Origin of the sequence: Enemella evansiae (genome assembly GCF_002250705.1) — a bacterium.
GTDB lineage: Bacteria > Actinomycetota > Actinomycetes > Propionibacteriales > Propionibacteriaceae > Enemella > Enemella evansiae.
Genome location: NZ_NMVP01000010.1, coordinates 1 through 14,484 on the forward strand (window position 1 = coordinate 1; position 14,484 = coordinate 14,484).

The 14,484-nt window shown below is 71.0% G+C and carries 11 protein-coding genes; 7 read left to right on the forward strand and 4 right to left on the reverse strand.

Translation table 11 applies throughout. From position 1 onward, the window contains the following. Positions 1–226 precede the first annotated feature (226 nt). Complete coding sequence (locus BI335_RS08020; RefSeq protein ID WP_094405794.1) at positions 227–991, reverse strand: DUF2510 domain-containing protein; 765 nt, start codon at positions 989–991, stop codon at positions 227–229. A 191-nt stretch (positions 992–1,182) separates the two neighbouring features. Here BI335_RS08020 and glnA point away from each other — a divergent pair, with 191 nt between their 5' ends. Continuing rightward, the gene (gene glnA / locus BI335_RS08025; RefSeq protein WP_094356425.1) at positions 1,183–2,529 is read left to right on the forward strand and encodes a type I glutamate--ammonia ligase; all 1,347 of its coding nucleotides are present in this window, start codon (positions 1,183–1,185) and stop codon (positions 2,527–2,529) included. 14 nt (positions 2,530–2,543) lie between these two features. Here the strand turns inward: glnA and BI335_RS08030 are convergent, their stop codons facing one another. Further along, positions 2,544–3,344: a sterol carrier family protein gene (locus BI335_RS08030; RefSeq protein ID WP_144009088.1), complete on the reverse strand. Its 801-nt coding sequence runs from the start codon at positions 3,342–3,344 to the stop codon at positions 2,544–2,546. Between the two features lie 98 nt (positions 3,345–3,442). Between BI335_RS08030 and BI335_RS08035 the strand changes: the two genes are divergently transcribed. The 3 genes from BI335_RS08035 (at position 3,443) to BI335_RS08045 (ending at position 9,272) form a co-directional block, all read left to right on the forward strand. After that, a complete protein-coding gene (locus tag BI335_RS08035) occupies positions 3,443–6,433 on the forward strand; it encodes a bifunctional [glutamine synthetase] adenylyltransferase/[glutamine synthetase]-adenylyl-L-tyrosine phosphorylase (RefSeq protein WP_094430154.1) in 2,991 nt (996 codons plus the stop codon). Between the two features lie 23 nt (positions 6,434–6,456). After that, positions 6,457–7,926, forward strand: coding sequence for a hypothetical protein (locus tag BI335_RS08040; protein ID WP_094430156.1), 1,470 nt, complete (start codon positions 6,457–6,459; stop codon positions 7,924–7,926). 251 nt (positions 7,927–8,177) lie between these two features. Beyond that, entirely contained in the window at positions 8,178–9,272 is a 1,095-nt protein-coding gene (locus BI335_RS08045) for a glucosaminidase domain-containing protein (protein WP_094356429.1), read from the forward strand. An 85-nt stretch (positions 9,273–9,357) separates the two neighbouring features. Here BI335_RS08045 and BI335_RS08050 read toward each other — a convergent pair whose 3' ends face one another. Then, positions 9,358–10,005, reverse strand: a complete 648-nt coding sequence (locus BI335_RS08050) for a biliverdin-producing heme oxygenase (RefSeq protein ID WP_094430158.1) — start codon at positions 10,003–10,005, stop codon at positions 9,358–9,360. Between the two features lie 149 nt (positions 10,006–10,154). On the opposite strand from BI335_RS08050, the gene BI335_RS08055 reads away from it, so the two are divergent. Then, positions 10,155–10,973 carry a hypothetical protein gene (locus BI335_RS08055; protein WP_094356432.1) on the forward strand — a complete coding sequence of 273 codons (819 nt, stop codon included), beginning with the start codon at positions 10,155–10,157 and terminating at the stop codon, positions 10,971–10,973. Positions 10,974–10,976: 3 nt separating this feature from the next. On the opposite strand, the gene BI335_RS08060 is transcribed toward BI335_RS08055, so the two are convergent. Next, positions 10,977–11,879 (reverse strand): LysR family transcriptional regulator, encoded by a 903-nt coding sequence (locus BI335_RS08060; protein WP_094403376.1) that lies wholly within the window; start codon positions 11,877–11,879, stop codon positions 10,977–10,979. A 103-nt stretch (positions 11,880–11,982) separates the two neighbouring features. Here BI335_RS08060 and BI335_RS08065 point away from each other — a divergent pair, with 103 nt between their 5' ends. Further along, entirely contained in the window at positions 11,983–13,068 is a 1,086-nt protein-coding gene (locus BI335_RS08065) for an MBL fold metallo-hydrolase (RefSeq protein ID WP_094430160.1), read from the forward strand. Beyond that, a complete protein-coding gene (locus tag BI335_RS08070; protein WP_094430162.1) occupies positions 13,065–14,444 on the forward strand; it encodes an MFS transporter in 1,380 nt (459 codons plus the stop codon). Before BI335_RS08065 ends, BI335_RS08070 begins: the two co-directional genes overlap by 4 nt. The last annotated feature ends 40 nt before the right edge of the window (positions 14,445–14,484 follow it).

Sequence of the window (14,484 nt, forward strand, 5' to 3'; positions counted from 1 at the left end):
TGGTCATCATCGGCCGGCTGCGCCGCGACCCCGACACCCAGGCCTACTTCCACCGACGCACCAGCGAACACAAGACCCGCGCCGAAACCATCCGATGCCTCAAACGCCACCTCGCCCGCACCATCTATCGAAACCTCAAAACCGACCTCATGACCCCTTGACGATCTATAGGACCGTCGCAGCCCCGGCTCCGCTTCGCTGCGCCGGGACTGCTACTCGATGAGCGTCACTGGCCGGCGCGGAGCTGATCGATCGCCACGGCGGCGGCCTGGGCGCCGTCCGGGGCGCCGGTCGCGACGGTGACCAGCAGGCCCAGCGATTCCGGCTGCCCGGCATCGACGACGATGATGCTGACCCGCCCGGGCGTACTGCCGGTGAGCTCGTAGTCGCGACGCTGGGCCGCCCGCGCTCCCGCCACCTGGGTCGGATAGGCCTTGCCGGCCGGGGTGAGCATCCCGCTGGTCAGCGGATTCCGGGCCCGCAGGCAGGTCTCCACCGCCGGTACCGCCTCCTCGGGCGATTCGAAGACGTCGTCGAGGCGCAGTGCGGCCACCACGATGGTGGCCTCGGTGGTCTCGCCGACCACGACATCGCTGGCGAACGGCACCCGCGACACCTCGCCGGGGCGCCACGCACCGGGGGTCCGGGTCGTCAGCCCGCCGCCGTGCAGCCAGCCGTTCTCCGGGTAGGTGGCCCGATGGGTGGGTTCGCCATCGGTGCAGTACGCCGGCGCTTCGATCAACCCGACCGGCTGCGCCTTCGGCGCGCCACCCCCGGCAGCCTCGGTGAACGGGGCCTCGCGGCTCAGCACGATGCCGGACACCCCGGCCACCGTGAACACCACGACCGCTGCGGCGCCGACCAGCAACCGCCCGCGACGCGGCCGCGGCGTACCCACCGGGCGGACCTGGGTGGTCCAGCCCTCACCGTCCCAGAGCCGCTGCAGGCCGGAATTGCCCGCCGGGTCCGGGTACCAGCCGGGTGCCGCCATGGCACGCTCCTCTCCGGGGCTTCGACTCGCTCGTTCCTCGCTCGCTCAGCCGCCGTGGGCCTCGCTCGCTCAGCCGCCGTCATCTGAGATCGTAGGCCGCAGACCCGCGCGGGGGCAGCAATTCGGCCCGGTCGGCATCAGGTCGTGACCTGTAACGCGGTTGAAACACATCAGCAGGCAGACTTGGTCCCATGGACAAGCAGACCGAGTATGTGTTGCGGGCCATCGAGGAGCGGGACATCCGCTTCATCCGGCTCTGGTTCACTGACGTCCTCGGTTTTCTGAAATCGGTGGCGATCGCGCCGGCCGAGCTGGAGGGTGCCTTCGAGGAGGGCATCGGCTTCGACGGATCGGCGATCGAGGGGTTCGCCCGGATCTACGAGTCCGACATGGTCGCCCACCCCGATCCGGCCACCTTCCAGGTGCTGCCCTGGCGCAGCCACGATGCGGGCGGCGGCACGGCCCGGATGTTCTGCGACATCACCCTGCCCGACGGCTCGCCCTCCTACGCCGACCCGCGCTATGTGCTCAAGCGGTCGCTGCAGAAGGCCGCCGACCTCGGGTTCACCGTCTACACCCATCCCGAGATCGAGTTCTTCCTGCTGGAGAAGGGAACCACGCCGAACGGCGAGCCGATCCCGGTGGACAGCTCCGGCTACTTCGACCACGTGGTCTCCAGCACCGGCAGCGATTTCCGCCGGCAGGCGATCACCACGCTGGAGCAGATGGGCATCTCGGTGGAGTTCTCCCACCACGAGACCGCGCCCGGGCAGCAGGAGATCGACCTGCGCTACGCCGACGCGCTGTCGATGGCCGACAACATCATGACCTTCCGGGTGGTGGTCAAGGAGGTCGCCGAGCAGGCCGGCATCCGGGCCTCCTTCATGCCCAAGCCGTTCAGCGACTACGCCGGTTCGGGGATGCACACCCACATGTCGCTGTTCACCGGGGACACCAACGCCTTCTACGACGCCGGTGAGGACTACCGGCTCTCCAAGACCGCCGAGCATTTCATCGCCGGCGTGCTGCGGCACTCCGAGGAGATCACCGCGGTCACCAACCAATGGGTGAACTCCTACAAGCGGCTGGCGTTCATGGGCGGTGAGGCGCCCAGCTACGTCTGCTGGGGCCGCAACAACCGTTCTGCGCTGATCCGGGTGCCGCTCTACAAGCCCAACAAGGGTTCCTCGGCACGCTTCGAGCTGCGCTCCATCGACCCGGCCTGCAATCCCTACCTGGCGTACGCGCTGATCATCAACGCCGGGCTGGCCGGGGTCGAGGGTGAGTACGAACTGCCGGAGGAGGCCGAGGACGACGTCTGGTCGCTGACCGAGCGGGAGCGCCAGGCGCTCGGTATCCGGCCGCTGCCGCGGAACCTGGACGAGGCGATCCGGGCGATGGAGAACTCCGAGCTCGCCATCGACACCCTGGGCGAGCACGTGCACGAGTTCTTCCTGCGCAACAAGCGCGCCGAGTTCAACGAGTACCGCGCCCAGGTCACCCCGATGGAGCTGTCGCGGTACCTGCCGCTGCTCTGACCCGAGGGCACCGCTCAGAACAGCGGCAGCCAATCCGACAGATCGGAGCGGCTGCCCGAGGCCCGCACCTTGCCGGCGCGGACCGCCTCGGCGAACTCGATCCGGCCGACGCAGAGCCGGACCAGGGTGAGCGGATCGCACTCGACGACATTGGGCGGGGTGCCGCGGGTGTGCTTCGGATCGTCCTCCCCGGTGCCGCACTGCACGGCGGCGAACGGCGGGATACGCAGCTCCACCGACTGGCCCGGGTGCCGGGTCGCGATCACATCGGCGAGGGTACGCACTGCCTCGGCGCGGCAGGCCCGCGACCAGCGCAGCGGCCCCCGGTCCGGCAGTGATTCGACCAGGTCGTCGCAGTGGGTGACCAGTTGCACGCAGAGCAGCCGCACCAGATCCAGGGTGCGCATCGGATGCTGGTCGGTCTGTACCGCGGCCGGTGCCAGGTCGTCACCCAGTCGAGCCGCCAGCTCGGTGGCGTCCTGCCGGAAGCGGGTGGCCAGGCTCTCCGCCGTACCGTGCTGGGCCAACTCGACCGCCAGATCCTGCTGCCGGCGCAACCACGGGCGCAACCCGGTGAAATAGTCGTTCAACCCCGCCGGTCGGGCCGTGGTGGGCCGGTCCAGGGCGCTCAGCGCCGCCGCCTGCATCACCACCGGATAGGCCACCAGGACACCGACGTCCCAGCCCGGGCGTACCGTCGGCCGGCCCAGGTCGTCGGGCCGGATCAGGGACAGGAAGTCCGCGAGATATCCGGCCTGTTCGACCATGCCGGCGACAGTCCGGCGCTGGTGCTGCGCTCGTGCGATGACTGCCACCCCCTCAACGTAGTCAGGCCATGTTGCCACTCGGTTGCCAACGGGCGAACTTCGAGCGTCACGGACGCCACCCCGCCGCCGCGTCGGCGCCCAGTAGCATGCCGTGGGTGAGAGTCAGTTCGCTGACCGGAGTGTTGGCCCGCCGCGGTTTCCACGATGCCGCCGCGGCCGCTGAGCGGTTGCCGCAGTGGGGATTGGCGACCGCCGATCAGGATCTGCTGGTCGATCTGGCGGCGGTCTCGGCCGATCCGGATCTGGCCGTGGAGGGTCTGGACAAGCTGCAGCGGGCCCGCCCCGGTGTGCTCGCCGAGCTCGCCGCGGAACGCGCCTGGGCCCAGCAGGTGACCGCGGTGCTGGCGGCCAGCGCCGCGCTGCAACAGCATCTGGTCGCCCACCCCGATCAGCTGGAGGTGCTGCGTCCCCAGGCGGTACGCCGCAGCGCCGCCGACCTGCGCGCGGCGCTGCTGCGCGCCGTCGGCGCCGACCCGGAGGCCGCTGCCCCGGTCGCCGCCGACCCGGATCCCGAGTGCGCCGACCCCGGTGACCCGCTGCGGCTGGCGTACCGGGCCGAACTGCTGCGGATCACCGCCCGCGACCTGCTCGCCGCCGACGGTTACGAGGCGATGGAGGACGTCGCCGCCGAACTCGCGGATCTGGCCGATGCCACCATCGAGGCGGCGCTGGCGCTGGCCCGCCAGCAGGTCGGCCCGGACGCGGAGCGGGTCCGGCTCGGCATCGTCGCGCTCGGCAAGACCGGTGCCCAGGAACTCAACTACGTCTCCGATGTGGACGTGCTCTACGTCGCCGAACCGGCCGCCGTCCCCCCGGCCGGGACCGAGGAGGGGACAGGGGAGGAGCTGTCCGGCGACCGGGCGATCGAGGTGGCCACCCGGCTCGCCTCGGCGCTCACCCGGATCTGCTCGGCGCACACCTCGGCCGGCACCATCTGGCAGGTGGACGCGGCGCTGCGCCCCGAGGGCAAGGCCGGGCCGCTGGTGCGTACCCTCGCCAGCCACACCCAGTACTACGCGAAATGGGCGAAGAACTGGGAGTTCCAGGCGATGCTCAAGGCGCGGCCGATGGCCGGGGATCTGGAGCTGGCCGGCGAGTTCGTGGAGATGGTGCAGCCGAAGGTGTGGCGGGTCGCCGAGGCCGACAATTTCGTCGCCGAGACCCAGGCGATGCGTCGCCGGGTGATCGCCAACATCCCCAAGAGCCAGACCGACCGCGAACTCAAACTCGGCCAGGGCGGGCTGCGCGATGTGGAGTTCACCGTGCAGCTGCTGCAACTGGTGCACGGCCGCACCGACGAACGGCTGCGCACCCGCTCCACCCTGGCCGGGCTGCGGGCGCTGGTGGATCACGGCTACGTCGGCCGCTCCGATGGTGCCGAGATGGCCGAGGCGTACCGCTTCATCCGCTATCTGGAGCACCGCAGCCAGCTCTTCCGGTTGCGCCGGACCCATCTGCTGCCGACCGCCGAGGACGACCTGCGCCGCATCGGCCGACCGATCGGGCTCGCCCCCGACCAGGTCACCGAGGGCTGGCGGCGGCGGTCCCGGCGGGTGCTGACCCTGCATCGGCGGCTGTTCTACTCCCCGCTGCTGGAGGCGGTCGCCAAGATCCCCTCCGGCGAGGTGCGGCTCACCACCGACGCGGCCCGGGACCGGCTCGCCGCGCTCGGGTATGCCGATCCGCGCTCCGCGCTGGGGCACATCCAGGCACTCAGCCGCGGGATGAGCCGGCAGGCCGAGATCCAGCGGCAGCTGCTGCCGGCGATGCTCGGTTGGTTCGCCGAGGGCCCCAACCCCGATCACGGGCTGCTCGCCTTCCGGCAGGTGTCCGAGGCCCTCGGCGCCACCCCCTGGTACCTGCGCGGGCTGCGCGACGAGGGTGCGATGGCCGAACGGCTGGCGCGGATCCTGTCCTCCAGCCGCTACCTGGTCGATCTGCTGACCCGCAACCCGGAGATCCTGCAGATGCTGGCCGACGAGGCCGAGCTGACCCCGCGGCCGCTGCCGGTGCTGGAGCGGGAGATGCGGCTGGTCGCCGGCCGGCGCACCGACCCGAAGGAGGCCATCGACGCCGTCCGGGGCGTACGCCGCCGCGAACTGTTCCGGATCGGGGTCGGCGATGTGCTCGGGGTGACCGAGCTGGCCGAGGTCGGGCAGGGGCTCAGCGATCTGGCCTCGGCCACCATCTCCGCGGCGCTGCGGATCGCCGGCCGGAACCGGCCGGAGCTGACCATGTCGGTGATCGCGATGGGCCGCTGGGGTGGCCACGAGCTGTCCTACTCCTCCGATGCGGATGCGATGTTCGTGGTGTCCGACGATTCGGAGGAGGCCCGGAAGACCGCCGCCGAGATCGTCACCGACCTCCGCGCGCTGCTCGCCCGCCCGGGCCCCGAACCCAAGCTGGAACTGGATGTCGACCTGCGCCCCGAGGGCAAGGGCGGGCCGATGGTGCGTTCGTTGAAGTCGTACGCCGGCTACTACGGGCGCTGGTCCTCGACCTGGGAATCGCAGGCCCTGGTGCGGGCCGACCGGGGTGCCGGCAGCGACGACCTGGCCGACGAGTTGCTCACCCTGGTGGACCCGCTGCGCTGGCCCGAGGGCGGGCTGAGCCGGGAGCAGCTGTCCGAGATCCGCCGGCTGAAGGCCCGGATGGAGGGGGAGCGGCTGCCGCGCGGCGCCGATCCGAAGCGGCACCTGAAGCTCGGCCCCGGCGGCCTGTCCGATGTCGAGTGGACCGTGCAGGTGCTGCAGCTCCAGCACGCCGCCGCCCATCCGGAGCTGCGCACCACCCGGACCCTGACCGCGTTGGGTGCGGCCCGCGAGCTCGGGCTGCTGGCGGCCGAGGACGCCGACACCCTGGCCGAGGCCTGGACGATGGCCAGCCGGATCCGGGACCGGATCATGCTGGTCCGCGCCAAGGCCTCCGACTCGCTGCCCAATGACTCCCGGGAGCTGGCCGCGGTGGCCGAGCTGATGGGTTACGAGGCGGGGGAGGCCTCGCACCTGGTGGCCGACTGGATGCGCGTCGCCCGGCATGCCCGCTCGGTGGTCGACCGGGTGTTCTGGGGCGAGTAGGGCTCCCACTAGGCTCGCGAGCCATGAAGAAGACCCCCGGACCCGGCGCCGCCACCGAGGACAGCGGGGTGGTGATCCCCGCCGACGCCGAGGGGCGACGCTCCTCCAGCCGGCTCGGCCGCGAGGTGACGGCGGCGGCCCTGGACCCGGTCGATCCGGTGGGTGCCGCGGCGGCGCTGCGGGAGGTCGACTGGCGCAACGGCTATCCGGTGCACGCCCGCCGGCTGGTGGAGGCCGGGCTGGGGCGTACCCGGGATGAACTGGCGATCGCCGAGGCGGGCCTGACCGCCGTCCGGGACCGGCTGCGGATCACCACCGACTCCGGCGAGGCGCCGCTGGCCGAGGCGCTGGAGCGGCCCGCGGCCCGGCCGCTGCACACCCGCACCGTGCACGGCACCCAGGCGCCGGCCGAGGAGTTCAGCCTGCCGCACGCCGGCCGCCGGCTGACCGGGGACAAGCTGCTGGAGCGGCTGGCCGCCTGGGAGCGGTCCGGGATCCTCGAACCGTCGGCGGCCGACGCGGTCCGCGAGGTCGCCGCCCACCCGGAGTGGCTGGCGCTGCGCGGCCGGCGGGTGGTGGTCCTGGGTGCCTCGGCCGAGATGGGGCCGCTGCGCGCGCTGCTGTCCTGGGGTGCCGAGGTGGTGGCGGTGGACCTGCCGCGCCCGGAGTTGTGGCAGCGGCTGGAGAAGCTGGCGCGCTCCTCGGCCGGGGTGCTGATGCTGCCCGAGCAGCAGGACGGCCCCGGCGCCGACCTGCTGCAGGATCTGCCCGCGGTCGCCGACTGGCTGGGCGAGCTGGACGGGCCGCTGGTGCTCGGCAATTACGTGTACGCCGACGGGGCGGTGAACCTGCGGCTGTCCGCGGCCACCGACCTGCTCGCCACCCAGTTGACCGGGGCCCGCGACGATGTGGCACTGGCCTGGCTGGCGACCCCGACCGACGTCTTCGCGGTGCCGCCCGAGGTGGTCGAGGCGTCCGCCGAGGCGTACGACCATCGCGGCCTGCGCGCGTTCCGCCCGCTGATCAAGGGGGTCAGTGGTGGCCGATTGCTGAAGCGGAACCATCGCCCGGGTACCAGCCCGGGCATCGCGGACGCGATGATCCCGCAGCAGGGCCCCAACTACATCCTGGCGAAACGGCTGCACCGCTGGCGGGCCGCGGTGGCCCGCCGCGACGGGGTGGAGGTGTCGCTGCGGGTCGCGCCGCCGACCAAGACCCGCTCGGTGACCCGCAACCGGGCGCTCGCCGCGGCGTACGCCGGTGCGCACCATTTCGGAATCGAGGTCTTCGACCCGGCCACCTCGAACACGCTGATGGCCGCGCTCCTGGTGCACGATCTGAACACCGGCGGCTCCGCGCTGCCGGCCACCGCGGCGCCCTGGCAGCACGAGGCCGAAAAGGCGGTGCACGGGGGACTGTGGCGCGGGGCCTACGACCCGCGCAGCGCGCTGGGACTGGCGCTGGTGCTGGGCTGGGGCGCGGTACGCGGCTGAACCCGATGCCCCTGTGACTGGTGAGCTTGTTGGGACATAAGGGGTTCTGGAGGTTCAAGTTCCGGTTGAGGTTCAGGTTACTTAGGGGATGGTCGGGGATTCCCCTGATGGCCCGCAGAGCGCCGCCCGGTGCGGAACGACACCGGTGTAACTCCTAGTCAGGGCCGATTTCTTGGACTTCTTTCAGGTGCATCAGGACTCGCCGCGCGCCTAGCCTCGCAGCGTCCGCTTCCCCCAGCAGAGAGTTCGAGATGAAGTTTCTAGCCGGCCTGAGCAAGAGCGCCGTCGTCACGATGAGCGCCGTTGTGATCGGTTCGACCGCTGCCGTCACCGGAGCGGTGCTGTCCGGGCCCGCCGGGGCCGTGGACAACTCCAGCCGATCCGCCTACATCAAATCCGTCGCCCCCCTGGCCCAGGCGAACCAGAGCAAGTACCGCGTGCCCGCCTCGGTGGCGATCGCCCAGTCGATCCTGGAGAGTGACTGGGGCAAGTCCGGTCTGACCACCAAGGGCAATGCCTACTTCGGCATCAAGTGCTCCTCCAACATGGGGCCGTATGCCACCGGGTGCCTCTACATGAAGACCACCGAGTACGACAACGGCAAGTACACGACCACCTCGGGCTTCCGCACCTACAAGAACGCGCAGGACTCGTTCTACGACCACGGCTGGTTCCTGAGCAACAACAGCCGTTACGGCAACGCGTTCCGCTATCCGACCGATGCGAAGCGGTTCATCGCCGAGGTGGCCAGGGCCGGGTACGCGACCGACCCGAAGTACACCTCGCTGGTCGTCGGGCTGATGGACGACTACAACCTCTACCAGTACGACAACAAGGGTTCGAACCCGACGACGAAGCCGACCACCACGAAGCCGGCGCCGACCACGGCGAAGCCGACCACCACGAAGCCGGTGACGACCCGGCCGGTGGCGACACCGACCCGGTCCGCGACCCCGACGAAGACGGCGACCCCGACCAAGTCGGCGACCCCGACCAAGTCGGCCACCCCGACCCGGACCGCGACGCCGACGAAGACGGCCACGCCGACCGCGACCCCGAGCCGGACGGCGACCCCGACCCCGTCGGTGACCGCGACCCCGGTGAAGTCCGCCTCGCCGCGGGTGACGGCCACTCCGTCGAAGACCGCGACCGCGACCCCGTCGCCGTCCCTCGACCCGGCCAAGGTCCGGGCCCAGGAGCCGCAGGATCCGGCCAAGGCCGGTGCGCTGTCCCAGATGCCGAAGGTGAAGCCGGCCGCGGTGGTTGCCGCCAAGGTCTCACCGACCACGCCGGCCGCCCAGCCGTCGAAGGCGAGCGTCGGCGGTCTCGCCAGCACGGGCGTCTGAGTCCGCGAGTCAACCCCTGATGCCGATGCCGGCCCGGATCACCGGGCCGGCATCGCGCTGTCTCCGGTTGGGCGGGAATCCTTGCTCAGGCAGGGAATTCCTGGTGCAGTTCGTCGAGCAACCGCCGGTTCAGTTCGAAGCCGCGCGCCGCGGCGGCCAAGGTTTCGGCGCGCTGCGCGGCGGTCAGCGGCAGGGTGTCCAGGGTGGTGCGATAGCGGTCCTTGTATGCCTTCGGCTTCTCGATGTCGAAGGCATAGAAGGTGAGGACGGCCGGGTCGGTGCCGTAGTGCCGCTGGGTCAACCGCGCGATGATCTGGCCACCGGACAGGTCACCGAGATAGCGCACGTAGTGATGCGCGAGCAGGCCGGCCGGTCCGAGCGTCGCGAGCTCTGCGGCGTACGCCTCGGCCGCCGGCAGCACCGTGTCGAAGCGGCACCCGGCGGCCGCCTGGGCGGCCAGATCGGCGCGCAGGGCCGGCGTACGCTCCAGTCGCGGATCGAGCAGCGGGGCCAGCACCGGATCGTCGGCGTGGACGCGACAGGCATCCTCCAGTGCGGCATAGATCGGCAGTGACTGGGCGAGCAGGGCGACCAGCGCCTCGGTGCCGAGCTGGCCCGCGAGCAGGTCGGCCATGAATGGCGACTCCTCGGCGCGGGCATGGGCGTCGGCGGTGTGCTCGCGCAGGGCGGTGGACAGCGGCACGGTCTCGAGATCGGTCGGGGACTGGGACATCGGGCTCCTTCGGGCTTACTGTCTTCGAGGCTATGCCGACCGGGGTGCGCGCGGATCAACCTTCTGATTGATCTGTGCCGCCGGAGCGGTAGCGTGCATCTGGGATGCGGGTGGTCCCGTCAGTTCTGAGCGATCGCTAAGGAGCGAGGATGATCGAGGAGGAAGGCTGGGCGTCGGTCCCGCTGGCGCTGGCGACCGACCTGGATCACGGCGGCCGCTGGTGGGCGCTCACCGCCGGTCAGCGCGAGTGGTTGTGGACCAATCCGGATGGGGCGATCGCGGCGGAACGACTCGAGGTGCGGCCCGGTGACGCATTCGTCGACGCGGGTGGTGCGGAGGAGTGTTTTCCCTGTATCCGTGGCAATCCCGACCATGGCGACGCCTGGACCCGGGTCTGGGACGGTGCCCGGGTGACGGCCCGTGCCGAGACCGATTTCGGGGTGCTCAGCCGGACCATCTCCGACCGCGACGGCACCGTGCGACTGGACTACCTGATCGAGCCGAACGAGGCCGCCTGGACCCGCGACGACGGCAGCCCGACGGCGCCGGTGACCGGGGCGGTGCACCTGTTGCTGCAGTTGTCCGAGGCCGCCGAACTGGTGCTGCCCGGTGCCGGGTCGATGCTGGTGCTCGATCAGCCCCGCCCGGGCCAGGCGACCGAAGCGGCCTGGCCGATGCTCGGCGAGACCGATCTGTCCCAGTTCGGCCCCGATGACGGCACCGCGCGCTGTGCCATCCTGCGCGGCCTGGCCGGGCCGGGTACGCCGGCCGAGGCGTACGTCCTCGACGGGGAGGCGATGCTGCACCTGCGCTGGCAGGCCGAGGATCCGGCCGCGGTCGGGCTGATGCTGTGGCGCAACCTCGGCGGCTGGCCGGCGGGGCACCCCTATCGCTCGATCGGGGTCGAGCCGCTGGTCGAGGCACCGGGCGCGTGGTGGCTGGAGATCACCGCGTACACCAGGTCCTGAGTCTCAGCCCGCCGGGGACGGCGCCCATTTCGTCCGCAGGCAGGTGAGCAGTTCCTCGACCAGCCGACTGGGTGGCCGGCCGGCCGGCCAGACGGCGACCAGCGGATTGCTCGGCTCCTCGTGGGCGAGGGGCAGCCACAGCAACGGCGCGTCCGCGGGCCGCGGCAGACCCGGTTCGAGCAGCAGGGAATAGGCGATGCCGCGCTCGACCAGCTCATAGATGCTCGCCACATCGGTCAGCTTCCAGCGCACATCGGGGACCTCACCGTTGCGGGCGAACTCGGCCAGGGCCCGTTCCAGGGCGGGTTCCAGATCGAGCAGCGCGCCGGCATGCTGGGCGAGATCGCGATAGCTGACCCGGGGCAGCGCGGCCAGCGGATGCTCGGTGCTGACCACCACCCGGCGGTAGCGATCGACCAGTGGCTCGAAGTCCAGCCCGGGCATCCGCTGCACATGGGAGACCAGGCAGACGTGCACGTGTCCGGCCAGTGCCGACTGCTGGAGCTGGGTGGCGGTTCCTTCGACGATTTCCAACCGCACTTGGGGATGCCGGCGATGGAACCACTCGATCAGGTCCGGTGCGATGTAGGTGATGTTGGCCCGGAAGATGCCCACCACCAGGCGCCCGGTGAGCTCCTCGCTGGTCCGGCCCAGCGTCGGCAGCTCGGCCACGTCGTCGCAGATCCGGCGGGCCTGCTGCCCGATCGCCCGCCCCTCCTCGGTGAGCGCGATGCCGTGGCCGGGGCGGCGGACCACCAGGGCGGTGTCGAGGGCGCGCTCCAACTGCGCGACGGCCAGGCTGACCGCGGCCTGGCTGACCCCGCACTCCCGGGCCGCCGCGCTCACCGACTCGCTGGCGGCGACCGCCGCGAAGTACTCCAGCTGGCGCAGCGTGGGCTCACCCATAAGTTTCTCCTAAGTGCCGCCTCAGAGGATTTAGTTTGTCAAATGAGTGGGTGGGTCACAACCTGTTGGGACACGACTTTCCCGGCTGGCAAAGGAGCCAACCATGACGTCCCAGCAATCGTCTGTCCTGTCCGACTCGGCCTCCTCGGGTGCGGACGAAACCGTCGCGGTGCCCCGGGTGATCACCCTCGGGACCGCCGGCGGCCCCCGCTGGTGGCGGGATCAGATCGGCCGGCCGCGGTTCGGTATCGCCACCGCGATCGTGCTCGGTGAGGACTGGTACCTGGTCGACTGCGGTACCGGAGCCTTCTTCCAGGCGGCCGCCGCCGGGCTCGATCTGGCACGCCTGCGTGGGGTGTTCCTCACCCACCTGCACTCCGATCATGTGGTCGACCTGGCCTCGCTGCTGCTCTTCGCGCCGATCCATTTCCGCGGCCGGGAGGTGCCGCCGGTGCCGATCATCGGACCGGGGGACCGGGGCAAGCTGCCGCCGGTCGCGAGCAGCGCCGCCAGCACGCCCCAGCCGGTCGCTCCGGACAATCCGACACCGGGCACCCGGGGCCTGGTCGACGGTCTGGTGCGGGCGTACGCGACCGACCTGAACGACCGGATCTTCGACTCCCTGGTGCCGACCCCCGATGCGCTGCTCCAGGTGGCGGAGATCGCCATCCCCGCCGAGGTGGGCTTCGACCCCAACGATGCCGTCGCACCGCCGATGGAGCCGTTGGTGGTCTTCTCCGATGAGCAGGTCGTGGTCAGCGCGACCTTGGTCTCGCACCACCCGACCGCCCCGGCGTACGCCTTCCGCTTCGATCTCGCCGGGGTGTCGGTGACGATCTCCGGTGACACCGCGCCGTGTGACAACCTCGTCCGGCTCGCCCGGGGCACCGATCTGCTGCTGCACGAGGCGATCGCGATCGAGCAGATGGAGCGGACCCACGATTCCTCACCGGCGCAGCGGGCCGCGATGGCGCACCACCGGCGGGCGCACACCACCCCCGCGGAAGCGGGCGAGATCGCCGAGCGGGCCGGCGCCCGTCGGCTCGCGCTGCACCACCTGGTACCCGCCTGGGCACCCGAGGAGGCCTGGCAGCAGGCCCGGTCGACCTACTCCGGGGAGCTGCTGGTGCCCGACGACGGCGAGACCGTCGAGCTCGCCGTCCGTGGCGCCGGGGAGGTCCGGCGATGACTCAGAGCGCTGCGACCACGCCCACCTCGGATCGGCAGATGCGCCGGATCCTGTTCTCCAGCTTCATGGGCACCACGATCGAGTACTACGACTTCATCCTGTACGCCACCGCGGCGGGCCTGGTCTTCAACCACGTCTTCTTCGCCGGGCTCGGGCCGACGGTCGCCCTGCTGGTCTCCTTCGGCACCCTGGCGGTCGGCTATCTCGCCCGCCCCCTGGGCGGGGTGATCTTCGGCCACATCGGGGACCGGGTCGGGCGCAAGAAGGTGCTCATCATCACCGTGTTGATGATGGGCATCTCCTCCACCCTGATCGGACTGCTGCCGACGACGGCGATGATCGGAGTGGCGGCACCGCTGCTGCTGGTCACCCTGCGGATACTGCAGGGGATCGCGGTCGGTGGCGAGTGGGGTGGGGCGACCCTGCTGGCCTTCGAGAGCGCGAAGAAGCAGAGCCGCGGTTTCGCGGCCGCGTTCGCCTACATCGGGGCACCGGCCGGCACCCTGGCGGGCACGTTGATCCTCAGCTGGATGTCGATGATGCCGCGCCAGGACTTCCTGGCCTGGGGCTGGCGGGTGCCGTTCGTGTTCTCGCTGGTGCTGATGGGGATCGGCCTGTTCATCCGCGCCAAGGTCAGCGATGCGCCGGTTTTCCAAGCCCTGTTGGAAAAGGCGGAGGAGCAACCACGCGTCCCGGTCGCCGAACTGTTCACCCGGCACCCGCGGGCCCTGCTCACCGGCATCGCCGCCGCGCTGTCCGGCCAGATGACCCAGGGGATCATGGGGATATGGGCGCTCACCTACGCGATCCAGCAGGCCGCGATCTCGCAGAGCGGGGTGCTGAACGCCAAGGCGCTGGGGACGATCGGCACGCTGACGATGGTGCTGATCGGCGCGCGGCTCTCGGACCGGTTCGGCCGGCGCCGGGTGCTGATCCTGGGCAACCTGCTCGCGATCGCGCTGGTCGTCCCGGTCCTGCTGCTGCTCCAGGCGGGCACGATGCTCGCGTTCATGGCCGCGATCCTGCTCGGCCTGAGCACCATCCAGGGATTCGTCTCCGGGCCGTACGGGGCGTACGCGAGCGAGCTTTTCCCGACCCGGGTCCGCTACACCGGCGCCTCGATCAGCTATCAGACCGCCTCAACGCTGGCCGGCTTCGCACCGCTGATCGCGACCGCACTGGTCGCCGGTGCGGGCGGGTCGCTGTGGTCCCTCGGTGTCGTCTGGGGTGGGGTGATCCTGATCAGCCTGATCGCGCTGGTGCTCGCCCCGGATCGCTCCCGGATCGAGCTGACCGAGTTGGACGCCCGGGCGGAGAGTACGGGGTCGGCGGCGGTGGCCGCGGCGGATTCACGTCCGGATACGCAACGGGCCTGAGCCGGCGATCGTCGTCTGCCGCCTTGCACCACTTTGGTCA